The sequence below is a fragment of the Mycobacteroides sp. H001 genome (assembly GCF_001440005.1).
Taxonomy (GTDB): Bacteria; Actinomycetota; Actinomycetes; order Mycobacteriales; family Mycobacteriaceae; genus Mycobacterium; species Mycobacterium gwanakae.
This window is the reverse complement of sequence record NZ_LJYH01000045.1, coordinates 167,035-182,016: the sequence shown is the minus strand read 5'-3', so window position 1 is coordinate 182,016 and position 14,982 is coordinate 167,035. Positions and strand designations below refer to the sequence as shown.

At 63.6% G+C, this 14,982-nt stretch carries 16 protein-coding genes; 9 read left to right on the top strand and 7 right to left on the bottom strand.

Annotated features, from left to right (window positions below; translation table 11 throughout):
• Positions 1 to 374 precede the first annotated feature (374 nt).
• The 3 genes from AOT83_RS22695 (at position 375) to AOT83_RS22685 (ending at position 3,350) form a co-directional block, all read left to right on the top strand.
• Positions 375 to 1,157 (top strand): DUF4344 domain-containing metallopeptidase, encoded by a 783-nt coding sequence (locus tag AOT83_RS22695; RefSeq protein WP_234797693.1) that lies wholly within the window; start codon positions 375 to 377, stop codon positions 1,155 to 1,157.
• Between the two features lie 246 nt (positions 1,158 to 1,403).
• Positions 1,404 to 2,609 carry an alpha/beta fold hydrolase gene (locus AOT83_RS22690; RefSeq protein WP_157858375.1) on the top strand — a complete coding sequence of 402 codons (1,206 nt, stop codon included), beginning with the start codon at positions 1,404 to 1,406 and terminating at the stop codon, positions 2,607 to 2,609.
• Positions 2,610 to 2,690: 81 nt separating this feature from the next.
• Positions 2,691 to 3,350 carry a TetR family transcriptional regulator gene (locus AOT83_RS22685; protein WP_057964308.1) on the top strand — a complete coding sequence of 220 codons (660 nt, stop codon included), beginning with the start codon at positions 2,691 to 2,693 and terminating at the stop codon, positions 3,348 to 3,350.
• Between the two features lie 98 nt (positions 3,351 to 3,448).
• On the opposite strand, the gene AOT83_RS22680 is transcribed toward AOT83_RS22685, so the two are convergent.
• From AOT83_RS22680 to AOT83_RS22670, 3 genes are all read right to left on the bottom strand, one after another.
• Positions 3,449 to 3,958 carry an N-acetyltransferase gene (locus tag AOT83_RS22680; protein WP_057964307.1) on the bottom strand — a complete coding sequence of 170 codons (510 nt, stop codon included), beginning with the start codon at positions 3,956 to 3,958 and terminating at the stop codon, positions 3,449 to 3,451.
• Between the two features lie 113 nt (positions 3,959 to 4,071).
• Complete coding sequence (locus AOT83_RS22675; RefSeq protein ID WP_044105227.1) at positions 4,072 to 4,428, bottom strand: hypothetical protein; 357 nt, start codon at positions 4,426 to 4,428, stop codon at positions 4,072 to 4,074.
• Positions 4,429 to 4,519: 91 nt separating this feature from the next.
• A complete protein-coding gene (locus AOT83_RS22670; protein WP_057964306.1) occupies positions 4,520 to 5,161 on the bottom strand; it encodes a class I SAM-dependent methyltransferase in 642 nt (213 codons plus the stop codon).
• Between the two features lie 48 nt (positions 5,162 to 5,209).
• Here AOT83_RS22670 and AOT83_RS22665 point away from each other — a divergent pair, with 48 nt between their 5' ends.
• The 3 genes from AOT83_RS22665 to AOT83_RS22655 all read left to right on the top strand — a co-directional run bounded on the left by AOT83_RS22665 (position 5,210) and on the right by AOT83_RS22655 (position 7,995).
• Positions 5,210 to 5,836, top strand: coding sequence for a TetR/AcrR family transcriptional regulator (locus AOT83_RS22665; RefSeq protein WP_057964305.1), 627 nt, complete (start codon positions 5,210 to 5,212; stop codon positions 5,834 to 5,836).
• A gap of 28 nt (positions 5,837 to 5,864) precedes the next feature.
• Positions 5,865 to 6,293: a nitroreductase family deazaflavin-dependent oxidoreductase gene (locus tag AOT83_RS22660; protein ID WP_057964304.1), complete on the top strand. Its 429-nt coding sequence runs from the start codon at positions 5,865 to 5,867 to the stop codon at positions 6,291 to 6,293.
• Between the two features lie 121 nt (positions 6,294 to 6,414).
• On the top strand, positions 6,415 to 7,995 hold the full coding sequence (locus tag AOT83_RS22655; RefSeq protein ID WP_057964303.1) for an LCP family protein: 1,581 nt from the start codon (positions 6,415 to 6,417) through the stop codon (positions 7,993 to 7,995).
• Between the two features lie 5 nt (positions 7,996 to 8,000).
• On the opposite strand, the gene AOT83_RS22650 is transcribed toward AOT83_RS22655, so the two are convergent.
• Positions 8,001 to 8,474, bottom strand: a complete 474-nt coding sequence (locus AOT83_RS22650; protein WP_057964302.1) for a nucleoside deaminase — start codon at positions 8,472 to 8,474, stop codon at positions 8,001 to 8,003.
• Positions 8,475 to 8,538: 64 nt separating this feature from the next.
• Between AOT83_RS22650 and AOT83_RS22645 the strand changes: the two genes are divergently transcribed.
• Positions 8,539 to 9,447: a LysR family transcriptional regulator gene (locus AOT83_RS22645; protein ID WP_057964301.1), complete on the top strand. Its 909-nt coding sequence runs from the start codon at positions 8,539 to 8,541 to the stop codon at positions 9,445 to 9,447.
• Here AOT83_RS22645 and AOT83_RS22640 read toward each other — a convergent pair.
• The gene (locus AOT83_RS22640; protein ID WP_057964300.1) at positions 9,444 to 9,959 is read right to left on the bottom strand and encodes a DUF1990 domain-containing protein; all 516 of its coding nucleotides are present in this window, start codon (positions 9,957 to 9,959) and stop codon (positions 9,444 to 9,446) included. The two genes, AOT83_RS22645 and AOT83_RS22640, sit on opposite strands and share 4 nt — an antisense overlap.
• Positions 9,960 to 9,964: 5 nt before the next feature.
• Complete coding sequence (locus tag AOT83_RS22635; RefSeq protein WP_057964299.1) at positions 9,965 to 10,381, bottom strand: helix-turn-helix domain-containing protein; 417 nt, start codon at positions 10,379 to 10,381, stop codon at positions 9,965 to 9,967.
• Positions 10,382 to 10,498: 117 nt separating this feature from the next.
• Here AOT83_RS22635 and AOT83_RS22630 point away from each other — a divergent pair, with 117 nt between their 5' ends.
• Positions 10,499 to 11,692: a thiolase family protein gene (locus AOT83_RS22630; RefSeq protein WP_057964298.1), complete on the top strand. Its 1,194-nt coding sequence runs from the start codon at positions 10,499 to 10,501 to the stop codon at positions 11,690 to 11,692.
• A 16-nt stretch (positions 11,693 to 11,708) separates the two neighbouring features.
• Here the strand turns inward: AOT83_RS22630 and AOT83_RS22625 are convergent, their stop codons facing one another.
• Complete coding sequence (locus AOT83_RS22625; protein ID WP_057964297.1) at positions 11,709 to 13,175, bottom strand: DUF4185 domain-containing protein; 1,467 nt, start codon at positions 13,173 to 13,175, stop codon at positions 11,709 to 11,711.
• Between the two features lie 272 nt (positions 13,176 to 13,447).
• Here AOT83_RS22625 and AOT83_RS22620 point away from each other — a divergent pair, with 272 nt between their 5' ends.
• Entirely contained in the window at positions 13,448 to 14,968 is a 1,521-nt protein-coding gene (locus AOT83_RS22620; RefSeq protein ID WP_057964296.1) for a carboxylesterase/lipase family protein, read from the top strand.
• Positions 14,969 to 14,982 lie beyond the last annotated feature (14 nt).

Genomic DNA, 14,982 nt, shown 5'->3' with positions numbered 1-14,982 from the left:
GGCGACCGCTCTGCTGTAATGGTGGAAGACACTCTTCCTCGACCGCGCCGGATGCGACGGCATACAGACGACACGGAAGACACTCTAAATATGACAGTTGGCTCCACAGAAGAAGACCCCCCGAAAGTTTCGGGGGGTCTTCTGTTTTCGGGTCTACTTCCGCAGCCGATGGGTTGGCAGGCGAGCTCTAGCAGTTGACATTCGGGCTAGTCGGTCATCACTATCTTGGCAGTCATCAATGCTGTCATCAATGATGACTGTAGTGCTCCCGTCGGGAGGACCGTGATTACCGGTACATCGGCAACGTCGGCGTGGCTAAACAACATAAGGGGTTCAACATCATTCGGTCGGTACGTGTACGAACAGCAGCGATAGTGCTGGCTACAGGGGTGGCTCTGTTCGGCGCAGCGTCGTGCTCCGAGCGCCCGTCGGCGCAAGGGAATGCCGCGACCGCGTCCCCGAGTGAACGCGGGCAGTTCATCGCCAGCTACAAGCGGGCTGCGACCGGCGCGACGACCGCCGAGGAAGCCTTCTTGCGCGCACGCCGGGTCCTCGAGGATTTCGTTGACAACATGAACGGCTATTTACGGATCCCGCGGGACGTTCAGGTCATCGCCAAGGACTGCGGTGAGTCCAATGCCTTCTACGACACGGATCAGCACGCCATCGAACTGTGTTATGAGCTGTCGGGTGAAGAACGTGCGGTGTTCTCAAGTGCGGGGGACAGCGGTGAACAACTCGATACCGAGGTCTACCAAAGCGTGGTCGCCACCTTGTATCACGAGCTGGGGCATGCGCTGATTGCCGAACTAGACCTCAAGATCACCGGCCGAGAGGAAGACGTCGCCGACCAACTCGCCGTATACGTCCTCACCGGTGATGAGGACTCGAAGGAGTTCCTGCTGACCACCGCAGATTCATATGCTTTGAGGGCAGGCCGGGGGTCCCTTCACGATTCTGATTTTGCCGACGCTCACTCCCTCGACGGCCAGCGTGCCGTCAACTTCCTGTGCTACGTGTATGGCTCCGATGAACAGGAATTTCACTATCTGGTCGATCACGGCGATCTCGACAGCGGCCGGGCAGAGGGCTGCGCCGACGAGTACGACAAACTCGTTGCCGCCTGGGGGGTGTTGTTGACTCCGCACGCCAGATAGCAGCGCAACCGGCGCCACTGTGTAGGTGTGCGTGAGACTGCCAGGGCACCAATCGAATTGGCCGTACATGCGGCCAAGTGGGATCGGCACCTCGCTTGCAGCTCCGGTTGGCCGGTGTGCTGCACTGGTATTGTCATCAGTGATGACATCAACGATGATCGGTGCAGTGATTCTGCCGCCGATGCGCTTTTGGACAGCGAAAGGCCAATTATGAGAAGTCAGTCACGAGGTACGGGGACGATCACAGTGACGGCCGCCACGCTGGCGGCGTTGGTCCTGTTGTCGGGGTGTTCCAGCGGTACTTCGGCTGGTGGGTCGTCAGTGGTCGCGCCTATTGAATCGGTGGGTGATACGTATGTGGTGCCGTCGGATTTGAAGGGAGAACGCGGCAGGCTTCTCGGGGCGAAGGCTGTGGAATTTGGCGGTGATCAGATCGGTGCCGAGCGGCGGACGATTCTCTACGAATCACGCAACAGTCACGGCGCCCCGGTTGCGGTCAGTGGAACGGTGTTGATTCCCAAGGGAAATCCTCCTGAGGGTGGATGGCCGGTGGTGTCGTGGGCACACGGCACGGTTGGCGTTGCCGACCGGTGTGCCCCGTCGCATAGGCCCGACATGGGGTACCCGTCATATGCGCAGTACCTCAACGGGCTTGTGCAGTCGGGTTATGCGGTGGTGGCCACCGACTACATCGGTCTTGGGACGCCCGGCGGGCACACGTATATGAACGCGGTCGATCAGAAGAATGCTGTCGAGGACATCGTGCCCGCCGCGAGGGCGCTCGATCCCCGGCTATCGCAGAAGTGGTTTGTCTCGGGTCATTCTCAGGGTGGGGCTGCGGCCTTGGAGGCGACGTGGTCAGAAGATGGCGCGAGCATTGCAGATCGCCCCGCGGCAACCATCGCGCTTGCGCCCGGGAACAATTTGGGCCCGGGGTTGGAGCGTTTTGCCGCTGGCGGTGACACACACCCCGTGCGTGCGCTGTACTTCATGTACGGAATTTTGGGAATGGAAGCAACGGGCCCAGACATCGGTGTTGACGGGTTGTTATCCGGTGCTGGAGAGCATTTCAAGCAGCAGGTCTCGGGCACGTGCCTCTTCGACGACCCCATGCCCTTCAGCAGCCCGGACCCTCAATCACTGTTTAAAACGCCGCGCGATGCGGGAGCCTGGGACGCCGCCATCCGGCGAGCTTCCGAGTATGGAAATCCTGACCAGAAGCCGGCTAATGGCCCAGTTCTGGTGATCACCGGAAGTGACGACCTTGACGTTCCGGCCGCAGGTACGCACGCGCTGGTGGCGACTCTTCGTTCGCAGCACGGCGATATTGAGGAGCTTGTGGTGCCGGGCGAGGATCACGAACAGCCGGTGAACTCGACCTTCTGTTCACAGCTGCGCTTCCTCGCTGGCCATGGTGGTGTGAAGCTGAGCGGGCCCTGTGCGGGTTCTTGATAGCCGGGGAGTTCTGGGCGCTATGTTCCCGGTAGTTTGATGTCATCGTCGATGACATCAAACTACCGGGAGTGACGTGACATGGCGGTCGGGCGAGCCAAGGAGAGATTGAGCCAGGAGTCGTTTGTCGACGCCGCGATCCGGATTGCTGCCCGCCGCGAACCCGACGGGTTGACCAGTCGGGCTTTGGGTGTCGAGCTTGGTGTGGACCGCACGGCGGTCTGGCGGCATTTTGAGAACAAGGACGCGCTCCTCAAAGCGGTGGGTGACCGACTGCTTCACATGGCGATCGATTCCGTGGATCCTGCCGAGGAACCGAGGGTGCTCCTCAGGAACCTGGCGCACGCTGTCGTGACGGTGTTCGTCCGCCATCCGTACGTGGCGCGGGAATTGTCCTTTCGAGGTACATCAGGGCCCGGGGAATTCGCGGCGATGGAGCTGATGCTGTCGGCGCTGGATGGCTTGGGTGTTCCGAAGCCTGCAGCGGCACTGCTGCAGCGCACAATGGCGGACACGGTCCTTGCGCTGGCATCGGCGCGAGCTAGCTTTTCCTTGCTCCCAGAGGATGTGCAAGACGAAAATGCCTTGTGGGTCAACAATTACCGAGCTGTCAATCCGGCTCGATACCCCGCGATCGCGGCGCATGCCGACGATCTGGCGAAGGTGGAGGACCGGGATATCGTCGACTGTCTGGTGACGAGCTACCTAACCGCCATCGACGGCAGTGCCACTGATCGATAGCGCAATGCGCGATAGGTGTTGTCGCCGCAAGTCTGCTCGGTTTGCGACATTTGGTCACGTGTCTGGTGGGTCGTCAGCGCGGCGCTGGGGTTGACCTGTCAGACGCCGAACGCTGCCGGATAGGCGATCCGACCGCGCGGCGTTTCGCGCTGCGGGTCTAACGCCAGCGCGAGGAACGTGTCATCGGTGACGTCGAAGCCCGCGCTGACACCGAACGCGGATGCCGGTGTGAATCCGAATCGCGGGTAGTAGAGGGCATGCCCGAGCACCACGATCAGGTTCTCGCCGAGACTGCGTGCGCGCTCGAGGCCGGCGCGAATGGCCGCTGAACCTGCCCCGGTGCGCTGACACCGTGGCAGCACCGCGCACGGCCCCAGGGCCAGTGCGGGTCCTGCGCCCACGGTGCACCGGGTGAGCAGTGCATGCGCCACGATTTCACCCCCGGCGTCGGCACTCACGGTGGACAGACCGTCGATCCACGCCGCCGGATCCGCGCGCAGCGCATCAACCAAGTCGGCCTCGTCACGGGTAGGGAAGGCCGCGATATTGACCGCACGTATCGCCGAAACATCCTCGGGAAGCTCGGCTCGTGTGGTCCACGTCGTCACGACAAAATTCCTTTATCCCGGCCTCTTCAGCTACCTTGCGGCACTGATGATTTCAGGCATGCTACGTCTGCGGGGCGGCTCACGCATCCCATTATTTGCCAATCGCCACTAGTTCACTTCGCGGCGCGTTTGCACGCCACCGTGATGTAAGCGATCTGGTGGTCAACATCGTGGCTCCACGTGACGCCTCCGCGGGTTCCGGCTCCGTCTCCGACGCCACCACCGGCCTTGGTCTGGGTGGTGGTGTCTGCCCATACCGCCGGGCCAATCCGGGTTCCGACCACCGAGCCGGCGTCCAAGGCGCAGTTGCCAATTCGTTCGTACTGAACTTTATAGCCCTGCGATTGCAGCTGGGCACCGAGTTCGCTGGGTGTCTGTGGGGATTTGGGTCCCGCGGAAGCGGGCGCCGCAGACAGCAATGCGAGCGAAGTACACGCCACTGCCGACAGGCCGAGGGTAGATTTGAACATGCCACACCTTCCTGGAGTGGTTCTGAAGGCGTTGGCGGCGGGAGACTTTGGCGAGACGACCGCCGCCAACGCTTTGGGTGAGATTGCACCGTTACGGACAACGGCAGCTGAGCTCCATGCATTCCCCGATGGGTGAGGCCACACTCACATAGCCGTTCTCTGGGGTACGGATGTACTCCAAATATGGCTTGCTGCTTTCAAATCCGACGTTGTCGGCGATGACGAGCGCGCCGGGTGCCAGCTTGTCCTCGAGGAGCTTGAGGATCGGCAGGTCGAGGTCCGGCCAGCCGTCGAGCAGCAGAAATTCGATGGGCCCCTCAACCGTCTTCAGCGTCTCGCGGGCGTCGCCCTCCAGGATGGTGATCAGGTCGGACACCCCTGCCTCGGCGAAGGTCGCGCGGGAAGCCGCGATCTTCGTGGTGTTCATCTCGGTGGTGATGATGCGTCCAAATCCGTTATCGCGAACAGCGGCGGCCGAATGCAGGGTCGAGATGCCGTACGACAGGCCGTACTCGACGATCGTCTTCGGCTTGGCCGCGCGGACCAGGCTGTAGAGCAGCCGTCCGGCATCGGGTGCGACGGGGACGTAAGTGTTCTGGAACAGCTCGACGCGCTCCTCGACAGACTTTGTGTGGAAGGTGTCCCGGTCGACAGGGGGCGCATCATGCGACGCGTTCTCGAAGAGCCGGTCCACGATCGTGGCGAATTCAGGTTCATGAAGTGTTGTTGTCATGCGCCTAGAATAGACGCAACGTCTTGTCTAGTCTAGGGTGATGATTCGATGAATGCTGTGAAGGAGACGGCGAAGGCCCGCGAGCCCGACGAGGCGCGCCGTCATTTCGGAAACCGCCATGGCCGCAGCGAGACCGCGCGTGAAGCGGTCATCCACGCTGCCGATGATCTGCTGGTCGCCAAGGGCTATGCCGGGGTCACCATGGAGGGCATCGCCAAGGCTGCCGGAGTGGCCAAGCAGACCGTCTATCGATGGTGGAACTCGAAGGCGGACGTGTTGATGGACGTCTTTCTGGAAGATGCCGCTTTCCAGCTCGATCCACCAGACCTCGGCGGCCTCGAAGCCGACCTGCGGCACCACTTGGCCACCACCGCACAATTTCTCACCACCGACGACGCCGGTGCGGTGTTCCGGGCCTTGATCGGCCAGTCGCAGCATGACCCGCAACTCGCCGATGCGTTCCGTGCCCGCTATCTACGCGAGCAGCAGGCGCGCGATCAGATTCCGATCGCGCGCGCCGTGCGCCGAGGGGAGCTGCCGGCCGATGCGGATGTTGCTGGTCTGGCCGAACGCTTGGTGGCGCCGTTGTACTACCGCGTCATCGTGACGGGTGAGTCCGTCGACGGCGGGTTCGTCGACAGAATTGTCAAAGATTTCTTGCGACAATCGGAATAGTGTCAGTCCAGTTGACATTGAACCTGTCATGACCGAGACGACCCCCAATGATTTCCACGCCAATGTCATGACCGAGATCCGCGAAACCGGCGGCGCCGGTGGCTTCTTTGCGCAATTCGACATGCTGATCCTGCATACCGTGGGTGCCAAGTCGGGCCAGCCCCGTCAGAACCCGATGGCCTACCAGCCAGGCGGCGAAGGTGGCGAGATCTACGTATTCGCCTCCAACAATGGGCGGGACAACAGCTCCGGTTGGTACTACAACGCGCTGGCTCACCCGGATCGGGTATCGGTGGAGATCGGCGACGACCACTACCCGGTGACGGTGCGCGATGTGGTGGGTGAGGAGCGCGACCGGATCTACGGGCTCCAGGCTGAGCGCTTTGAGAACTTCGCCGAGTATGAACGCAAGACCACCCGCGTCATCCCGGTCTTGGGGCTCACCCGGGCGGATTAGCGAGCGGCCCTGGCAAATTCACACCGACCTCACAGTCGAACGTTGAGGGAGGACTCGCCGAAGAGGTCGGTGCGCGCTTGCCCTGTTTTGGCCGGACTGTCCAGAACAATGGTCAATCGTTATGGGCGATCTACAAGCTGGGCAGGCGCAGCGCTGGGTGCTGCAGAAGGGCCGGCTGGTCGCCGGTATCGCTGCCGCATTTGTCATGGCCATCACGGGTTTTGGCTGGGCCGGGTACAACACGACGGTCGGGCAGATCATCACCTCGCACGTGTTGCCCGGGGTGCTGACACCTGCCGGGCAGGATCAGAACATCCTGCTCATGGGCCTGGATAGTCGGCTCGACCAAAATGGCCAGCCGCTGCCGCAGGAGATGTACGACGCGCTGCACGCCGGTGACGAGACGTCCGGTGGGTACAACGCCAATGTGCTGATTGTGGTTCACATCCCGGGCGATGGTGGCCCCATGACGGCGGTGTCGATCCCGCGTGACGACTACGTGGATTTGGCGGGTTGCCCCGGGTCGGTGTGTAAGGGCAAGGTCAAGCAGGCGTACGGATTCGCCTACCAGCAGGCGCTGGATCGGCAGGCCAGCGGCGGCTCCGATGTGGCGGGCGCCAACGATCTGACCGCGCGCGAGCAGGCCGCCCGCGAGGCAGGGCGCAAGGCCCAGATCGACACGGTGAGCAACTTTCTGGGTGTGCCGATCGATCATTTCGTGGAGGTGACCCTTTCCGCGTTCTTCCAGATCGCCAAGGCGGTGCAGCCCATCACCGTGTGCCTGAACCACGACACGATCGACGAGTTCTCCGGGGCCAACTTCCGCGAGGGCGTTCAGCAGATCGACGCATCCCAGGCGATGGCCTTTGTCAGGCAACGACGGGACGAAAACGACGGCTCGTTTACGGACATGGACCGCACCAGGCGCCAGCAGGCCTTCCTCGTGTCGCTGTTGACCGCGGTTCGCAAGGGCGGGGTGATGTCCAATCCCGCTGCGATACGCAACATCCTGAACGTCGCACACGAGAACGTCGCGATCGACTCCGGGCTCAACCTCGTCGACTTCGCAGCGCGCGCCTCTCAACTGACCAAGAGGCCGATGTCTTTTTACACGCTGCCCATCTCTGACTTCGGCCACGATGCCAACGGTTCGGACGTCAACATCGTCGATCTGCCCACGATCCGGCAGATCGTGCATGACCGCTTCTCCGCCGATATCCCTCCCGCGCCGCCCGTTGCGGCCTCGCCGCCGACGGCAGTTTCTCTGTCGGCGCCCGTAGTGCTCAACGTTGTCAATGCGACGGACCGGGATGGGCTGGGTGCGGCGATCGAAGATGCTTTTACCGCCCGGGGATTTACGCGTGGTCGGGCGACGACGGCAGAGTCCATGTCGACCGAGAGCTCGATCATGTATGGCTCAGATGCCCAGGAGGGCGCGCAAGCGCTCGCCGATCAACTGCACCTGCCGATGACGGAATCCGGTGCGGTTGCAGCCGGGACGGTCCAGTTGACGGTGGGCTCGCAGTTTCCTGCGGACGACTACATCGCGCACCACAGTGCCGGTAAGAAGGCCGATTCGTCGGCGGAGGCCAATCCCAGCGACGTGATGACCGCAGTGGCGGCAACGGGAACCGGTGTTCAGGCGCCGGCCCCGACCGACTTGAGCCAGATGGGTGCCGACGGCGTCGCGTGCGTCAAGTGAGCTGATCAGCCGTTGCGGAAACGGACATGCAAGGCGTGTACCTCTTCTGCGAGATCCGGCACCGGACCGTCGGTCTCGATACCGGGGGCCACTGCATTGATCGACAGCGCCGCGACCGGACTCGGGGGCGCATCAAGCGCGGTGAGCCACTGCGTCAGCTGGGCCGAGGAGCTGGCGTACACGATCCGCCCTAGACCGACCCAGGCATGGGCCGCCGAACACATTGGGCAATGCTCACCAGAGGTGTAGACGGTGGATGCCGCGCGCTCGCCCGGTGAAAGATGCTCGGCAGACCACCGTGCGAGCTCGAACTCGGGATGACGGGTCGAATCGCCTCCACCAACGCGGTTGCGATCCTCGGTCAGCACGGTGCCATCGGGTCCGGTGAGCAGTGATCCAAAGGGCTCGTCGCCCGCGTCAAGGGCTTCGGCTGCCAGCTCGACACAGCGTCGCAGGTGGTGGATATCGTTGTCGTCCATAGCCTTCTCATCGTAATCAGGGGCAATTGCCAGGCATTTTGGCCGAACCTCATAAACTGTACTTATGCCTCTACCTCCGGGCACGCCCGACCTCGATGTGCTGGACCTGCTGGTGTCCGTTGCCGAGACGGGCAGCCTCGGGGCGGCGGCCCGTAGGCACGGCATCTCCCAGCCCGCGGCCAGCATGCGAATGCGGGCTCTGGAACGCCGTCTGCGGCTGGTGCTGCTGGAGCGAGGTCCCACCGGGTCTCGGTTGACCGACGCCGGACTTGCGGTGGTCGGCCACGCCGCCCCGGTCCTGGCGGCGGCGCGAGAGTTCGTTGCGGGTGTGGCGGCTCTGCATTCCGGTTACACGCCGCGTCTGGTGGTCGCTGCCTCGCGTACCATCGCCGATCACCGGATGCCGCTGTGGCTCACGGCACTTCGTGCACGACATGCCGACGTCCCGGTGTCACTTGAGGTCGGCAACACGCAGCAGGTGTGCGAGCTGGTGCGGGCCGGAAGCGCGACCCTGGGATTCATTGAGGGACCGCACGCACCCGCAGGCTTGGCCGGGGAGGTGCTGGGCGCTGACGAGCTGGTCATCGTGGTGGGGCAGGGGCACAAGTGGGCGCGGCGCCGCAAGCCGGTGACGCTGCGTGAGCTCGCCACCACGCCGCTGCTGATGCGCGAGCCGGGTTCGGGAACCCGCGACACCGTCTGGGAGGTGCTGAGCCAGGTGTGCCAGCCGGCGGCACCGGCGGCGGAGCTGGGTTCAGCGGCCGCGATCAAAGCGGCCGCGGCAACGGGATTGGCACCCGCGGTGATCAGCCGTCTCATCGCGGTGCCCGAACTGTCGGCCGGGACGTTGGTCGAGGTGACGCTTGCCGACGGCACCGACTTCACGCGCCAGTTCCGGGCGGTGTGGCGACCGGGTGCTGCGCCGACTGGACCGGCACGCGCGTTGGTGGACCTCGCGGCCTCCGACGCCTAGGAGCGCAGCGCCCGTAGGTATCGGCGGCGGAATACCCGCTGCGCCATTAGGAGCGCCGGAAACACCAGCCGCCAGAATCCGGATGGTGCGGGCTTCGTCAGCGAGCGCAGCGTGAGGAACACTGTCCCGCCGTCGTTCCGGTGCACGATGAATGCTTCCTCGCCCGATACGGGATGACCCGGCAACGTGCCGTACGCGAAACCGCACCGGTCGTCGGTGTTGGTCACGGTGACAACGCGTACCGGCTCGTGAACGCTGAATGGTCCCCATCCGAGGCTGATCTGAAACTCGGTACCCTCACGCGCTGCCGCCTCCGGATTCACCCGGAACCCGCTGCGGCGCTTGACACCCCAGTTCAGTACTGCTTGCGAAGCCTCTTGCCATGCGTGCTCTCCGTGCCCGATGGTGACGGTCCGCTCGTATCGCCGTAAGGCGGGCGGGGTGGCGGGCCAGCCACTTTCGGTCAGGTATGTGGCTCCTGAGGGCTGGTAGGTCAAAGGCTTTGAGCTCATCGCACCTAGCCGATTCGCCGCGCGGTAATGTCGTCGAAGGTCACTGTCTCTCCGCAACTTTCGCAGGCCGGATGGACATGCAGCACCGACCCGCATTCGTGTTCCCAGACGCTCGGCGGAGGACCCTGCGTGACGAACTTGTCGCCCCAGTCCATCAAGGCGAACAGCACCGGCCGCAGCGCACGCCCCGATTCGGTCAGCAGGTATTCATAACGGGGAGGACGCTGTTCGTACTGGCGCTTCTCCAGCACGCCGGCGTCCACGAGCTTGCGCAGCCGGGTGGCCAGGATGTCGCGGCTGGCGCCGGTGTTGCGAACAATCTCGTCGAAGCGTCGATTGCCCAGCATGATCTCGCGCAGGGCCAGCAGGGTCCAGCGTTCCCCGATCACATCGAGGGCATTGGCTATCGAGCAATTTCTCATAGTCGTGAAATCCAACTTAGCACGTTATGCACTTGGTCACACTTAGTTGTGAATTCCAACTGACCGAGCGTATACCGGCAGAGGAGGAGTTCAACGGCGAATTCAGGAGGCAGGGCAATGAGAGATGCAGTCATCGTCGACGCGGTGCGTACACCCGTCGGAAAGGGAAAGCCCGGGGGATCGCTCTCGGGCGTACACCCGGTCGATCTACATGCACACGCCATTCGCGCACTCGTCGAACGCACCGGGATAGATCCGGCTCTCGTGGATGACGTCATCAGTGGGGCGGTCGGGCAGGTAGGGGAGCAGAGTTCCAACACCGCGAGGTGGGCGGCGCTGGCAGCCGGATTGCCCGAGACGGTGCCGGCGGTCACCGTGGATCGGCAATGTGGCAGCAGTCAGCAGGCCATTCACTTTGCCGCGCAAGGGGTGATCGCAGGCGCGTATGACGTCGTGATCGCTTCGGGTATCGAGTCGATGAGTCGGGTACCCATGGGCAGCCAGAGCCTGGGCAAGGACTTTTTCGGCTCGGGGGTTGCCGGTCGCTATCCGGAAGGTCTAGTTCCGCAGGGCATTAGTGCGGAGCTGATCGCGCAGAAATGGAGCCTGTCGCGCCGGGATCTGGATGCCTTCGCGGCCGAAAGTCACCGCCGCGCCGCGCAGGCCTGGGCCGAGGGAAGATTCGCGCGCGATGTGGTGCCGATCAAGGCTCCCAACGTCGATGGTGAGCTCGTTGAGGTACGCACCGACGAATCCGTAAGGCCATCGACCACTGTGGATGTCTTGGCGGGGCTCAAACCCGCCTTCCGTAATGAGTTGTGGGAGCAACGCTTCCCACAGATTGACTGGAAGGTGACGGCGGGCAACTCATCGCCGATCAACGATGGCGCATCGGCTGTGCTCATCACCTCCAGTGAGACCGCCAAGCGTCTTGGGCTGACTCCGCGGGCCCGCGTGCATTCGGTGGCGGTGGTGGGTGACGATCCGTTGTACATGCTTACCGGAGTCATCCCCGCGACCGCCAAAGTCCTTGACCGCGCGGGTCTATCGTTGGGGGATATCGACGCCTTCGAAGTCAACGAGGCCTTTGCCTCGGTGGTTCTGGCCTGGCAGGCCGAGACCGGTGCCGATTTGTCCAAGGTCAACATCAACGGCGGCGCCACCGCTATCGGGCACCCGCTGGGGGCCAGCGGTGGGCGGTTGATGACCACACTGGTATCGGTGTTGGAGCAGACCGGCGGACGCTACGGTTTGCAAACCATGTGTGAGGCAGGCGGTTTGGCGAACGCGACCATCATTGAGCGGATTTAGAGGCTGACGCGGCAAGTTACGGAAGGGTTGTTCGCATCAACATCACGTTGTAGGCCGACCACAGCGACAAGTTGAAGTACAACTCCTTGCCGGTTGTCCACGGATGCAGGTACGGCGCGTAGGGGCCACCTGGCATCTGTGACTCGGTGACGATGACCTGTGGTGGACTCCACGGGCCCTGCGGCGCCGGGGAGGTCGAGAGCAGGACGTCTCCCTGCTTATCGCCGTACATCACCAGATACTTCTTGAGGTAGGTGTTGTATTGCGCCGACATCTCACCTACCGGGCCCGAAAGGATCGGGGTCGCCGCGTTGGGGTCACCCGGCACCCAGGAGCCCCGGTCGGTGTTCCAGAACTCATGCTTGGCGGCATCGGGCAGGTTGCCGGGCAACGCGCGCGACACGAAGCCCGATCCGCTTCGCCCGGAAGGGGTTCCGAAGATGTAGATGTAGCCGTCGTTGCCCTTGACGTAGGCGGCCTGCTGAAAATTCTCATTGCCCGGAGTGAAGGGAACCTGGCTGATGGCGTCGGGGGAGGCCGGACGAATGCTCTGCGGGAAGGTCTTCCAGTTCTGACCGTTGTCGTTGGACACCGCGGTGGCCGAGTAGTTGGTGGTCCATTCCCCGGCGCTGTCCCAGCTCTTGATGGACATGTAGTTCATGTACTGCGTACGTCCGACGGAGATGGCGGCCGTGGGAATGATGCCCCGTTCCTGGGCGGCCCACTTGATGGGCGGGATGATCTGCTTGGAGTAGCCGGGGCGTGACTGTGGAGATCCGGCGTACGGGTTGGAGGTCGATCCCTCCGCCACGGCCAGGCCGCGTGAAAGCGACTTGTCCTGGGTGCGCAGCAGGGTGTTGTACCGCCACTGCTGGCTTCTCATTCCGCAGTATCCGTAGGTATCGCCAAAGGCCATCAGCACCTGGCGGCCGGCGGAATCGCCGTTGTCCCACATGATTCCGAGGTCGGTACCGGAGATGCTGAACTTCTGAAGGGTGTTGGCGCCGGTGTCCACCCCGGTCACCCAGCCGACGACCGACGTGCTCGGGGAGACGGCGGCCTCGGCGGCCGGGCCGACGGCAGGAGCCGGAGGAGCGGGAGCGACGGCAGCGGCCTGCTGATCTTGCAGATTGTTCGGTGAGCCGGGTTCTGGGGGGTTTGGCAGGCCCGGATGCGCCAGCTCCTGAGCCCATCCGGGCTTCTTCTTGGCGCTCTGTTGAGGCAAGACCTGCTTGAGGATGGCCAGCGGCAGCTTGCCCAGCTCCGGCAGTGGGGCCTTGTCATTGGCGCCCGCGGGCCTGCGGCCGATCGGGGGAGCCTGGCCGGGCATGCCGTCGTCGGGAACCGGGGTCGGTGGCTGCAGGCCCGCGGCCGGGCCGGTGCATGGGTCGGCGTATGCCAAGGGCGCGACATCGATGGCGACGCTTGATCCGATAACGGCCGAGGTCATCAAAACCACGGAGATTCGGCGACGCCTCGACATGTCAGACCTTCCCGGGGCAGGACGCCATCTCGACGTCAGCAATTGACTCCCGTGACGATAGTGGCCTGTGGGGCCAATGTGGCTATTGGTGCATCGATAGGTATGTTCCCGTGACCGGGCTGAAATCAGCCGAGATGGCGGGCACTGATTTCTGGAGACCGTGATCAGTTATCTGTGGCGGAGGGCGTTGCTGCGCTCGAATTACCCCCATTTGCTCAGTTTTCCGGCAACCAGCACGGCGCTCGACGTCGCGGACAGCTATCTTGACTGCCATGGCATCAGGGTCGAAGACGCCCACTGTCCGCGTGAGCACTCCCAACGGAATCGTCGAAGGCTTCGTGCGGGGAGGCGTGCGGCGCTTCCGGTCCATTCCCTACGCCCGCCCGCCGATCGGATTACTGCGCCTGCGGGCGCCGCAACCGGCTCTGCCGTGGGACGGGGTGCGTGACTGCACCGAATTCGGCGCGGCGGCACCGCAGCGGCGCCGCTACCGGGTGCTGGGGCCCGGGCGCGTGCAGCGGGCCAGCGAGGACTGCCTGACGGTCAACGTCGTCACTCCTGACCGCCCATCCAACGAACCGCTACCGGTGATGTTCTTCATCTACGGCGGCGGTTACCTCCTGGGTAGCTCGGCCACCCCGCTGTACGACGGCGGCTCGCTGGCCCGGCGCGGATGCGTGTACGTCTCGGTGAACTACCGGGTGGGAGCACTGGGTGCGCTCGATCTGTCATCGCTGTCCAATCGCGAACACACCATTGACGGCAACCTGTTTCTGCGCGATGTAGTGCTGGCCCTGCAGTGGGTGCATGACAACATCGCCACCTTCGGCGGTGACCCGCAGAATGTGACGATTTTCGGCGAGAGCGCCGGAGCGCACTGCGTGGAGACGCTAATGGCCACCCCCGCAGCCGGCGGCCTGTTTCACCGTGCGATCTGTCAGAGCACTGCCAGTGGAATGGCCGTGCCCGCCGATTCGGCTGCGCTTTATGCCCAGAAATTCGCCCACATCCTCGGGGCAGCACCGGAAGCGGCCGCACAGGCGGTGCTGCGTGCGACCCCCGCCGAACTGGGGGCCGCCCTCGACGCACTGATTGCCGACATCGTGACGAACATGCCCGGCGGATCGTTTGCGATCGGTCCATGCATCGATGGCCACTATCTGCCGCGTCACCCCGTTGAGGCCATGGAACACGGTGAGGCACATCGTGTTCCGTTGATCGTCGGGCACAACGCCGACGAGGCCAAGCTGTTCACGCGGGTGCTCAAGATGATGCCGCTGTCCGAGGAGGCGCTGGAGGGGATGCTGATGCGGGGAGGGCCCGTCCATCGTGACCGCATCGTGGCGGCATATCCGGGATATCCGGGGCGATCCGCGCGGGTCAAACTCGCCGGAGATATGAATTTCTCGACGGCCGCCTGGCAAATGGCGGAGGCGCACCATCGGTACGCACCGGTGTATTTCTACCGGTACGACTATGCGCCCGGGGCGCTGCGCATGGCCGGAATGGGTGCCACACATGCCACCGAATTGCTCGCGGTGTTCGATAGTTACCGCGGCGCGATGGGCACTGTGATGGCGGGAGCTCTTGGCCAGCGTGATGCGGTGCGAGTCAGCAATGATGTGCAACGACGCTGGCTTGCGTTCGCGCGCAGTGGAATTCCCGGTGACAGTTGGCCGGTCTACGAGCCGCCGGATCGCGCGGTGATGGTGTTCGACCACGCCACGCGCGTGGAGCTGGACCCGGAGGCGACACGTCGCGCGGCGTGGGAAGGCTTCAGCCTCACCCTCTGATTTGACCATTGTGG

What these genes read in the sequence shown, in the direction of transcription:
- AOT83_RS22685 (WP_057964308.1), top strand. Translation starts at nt 2,691, where the DNA reads ATGGCGGTCGGGCGAGCCAAGGAGAGATTGAGCCAGGAGTCGTTTGTC.
- AOT83_RS22675 (WP_044105227.1), bottom strand. Translation starts at nt 4,428, where the DNA reads ATGTTCAAATCTACCCTCGGCCTGTCGGCAGTGGCGTGTACTTCGCTC.
- AOT83_RS22670 (WP_057964306.1), bottom strand. Translation starts at nt 5,161, where the DNA reads ATGACAACAACACTTCATGAACCTGAATTCGCCACGATCGTGGACCGG.
- AOT83_RS22665 (WP_057964305.1), top strand. Translation starts at nt 5,210, where the DNA reads ATGAATGCTGTGAAGGAGACGGCGAAGGCCCGCGAGCCCGACGAGGCG.
- AOT83_RS22660 (WP_057964304.1), top strand. Translation starts at nt 5,865, where the DNA reads ATGACCGAGACGACCCCCAATGATTTCCACGCCAATGTCATGACCGAG.
- AOT83_RS22655 (WP_057964303.1), top strand. Translation starts at nt 6,415, where the DNA reads ATGGGCGATCTACAAGCTGGGCAGGCGCAGCGCTGGGTGCTGCAGAAG.
- AOT83_RS22650 (WP_057964302.1), bottom strand. Translation starts at nt 8,474, where the DNA reads ATGGACGACAACGATATCCACCACCTGCGACGCTGTGTCGAGCTGGCA.
- AOT83_RS22645 (WP_057964301.1), top strand. Translation starts at nt 8,539, where the DNA reads ATGCCTCTACCTCCGGGCACGCCCGACCTCGATGTGCTGGACCTGCTG.
- AOT83_RS22640 (WP_057964300.1), bottom strand. Translation starts at nt 9,959, where the DNA reads ATGAGCTCAAAGCCTTTGACCTACCAGCCCTCAGGAGCCACATACCTG.
- AOT83_RS22635 (WP_057964299.1), bottom strand. Translation starts at nt 10,381, where the DNA reads ATGAGAAATTGCTCGATAGCCAATGCCCTCGATGTGATCGGGGAACGC.
- AOT83_RS22630 (WP_057964298.1), top strand. Translation starts at nt 10,499, where the DNA reads ATGAGAGATGCAGTCATCGTCGACGCGGTGCGTACACCCGTCGGAAAG.
- AOT83_RS22625 (WP_057964297.1), bottom strand. Translation starts at nt 13,175, where the DNA reads ATGTCGAGGCGTCGCCGAATCTCCGTGGTTTTGATGACCTCGGCCGTT.
- AOT83_RS22620 (WP_057964296.1), top strand. Translation starts at nt 13,448, where the DNA reads ATGGCATCAGGGTCGAAGACGCCCACTGTCCGCGTGAGCACTCCCAAC.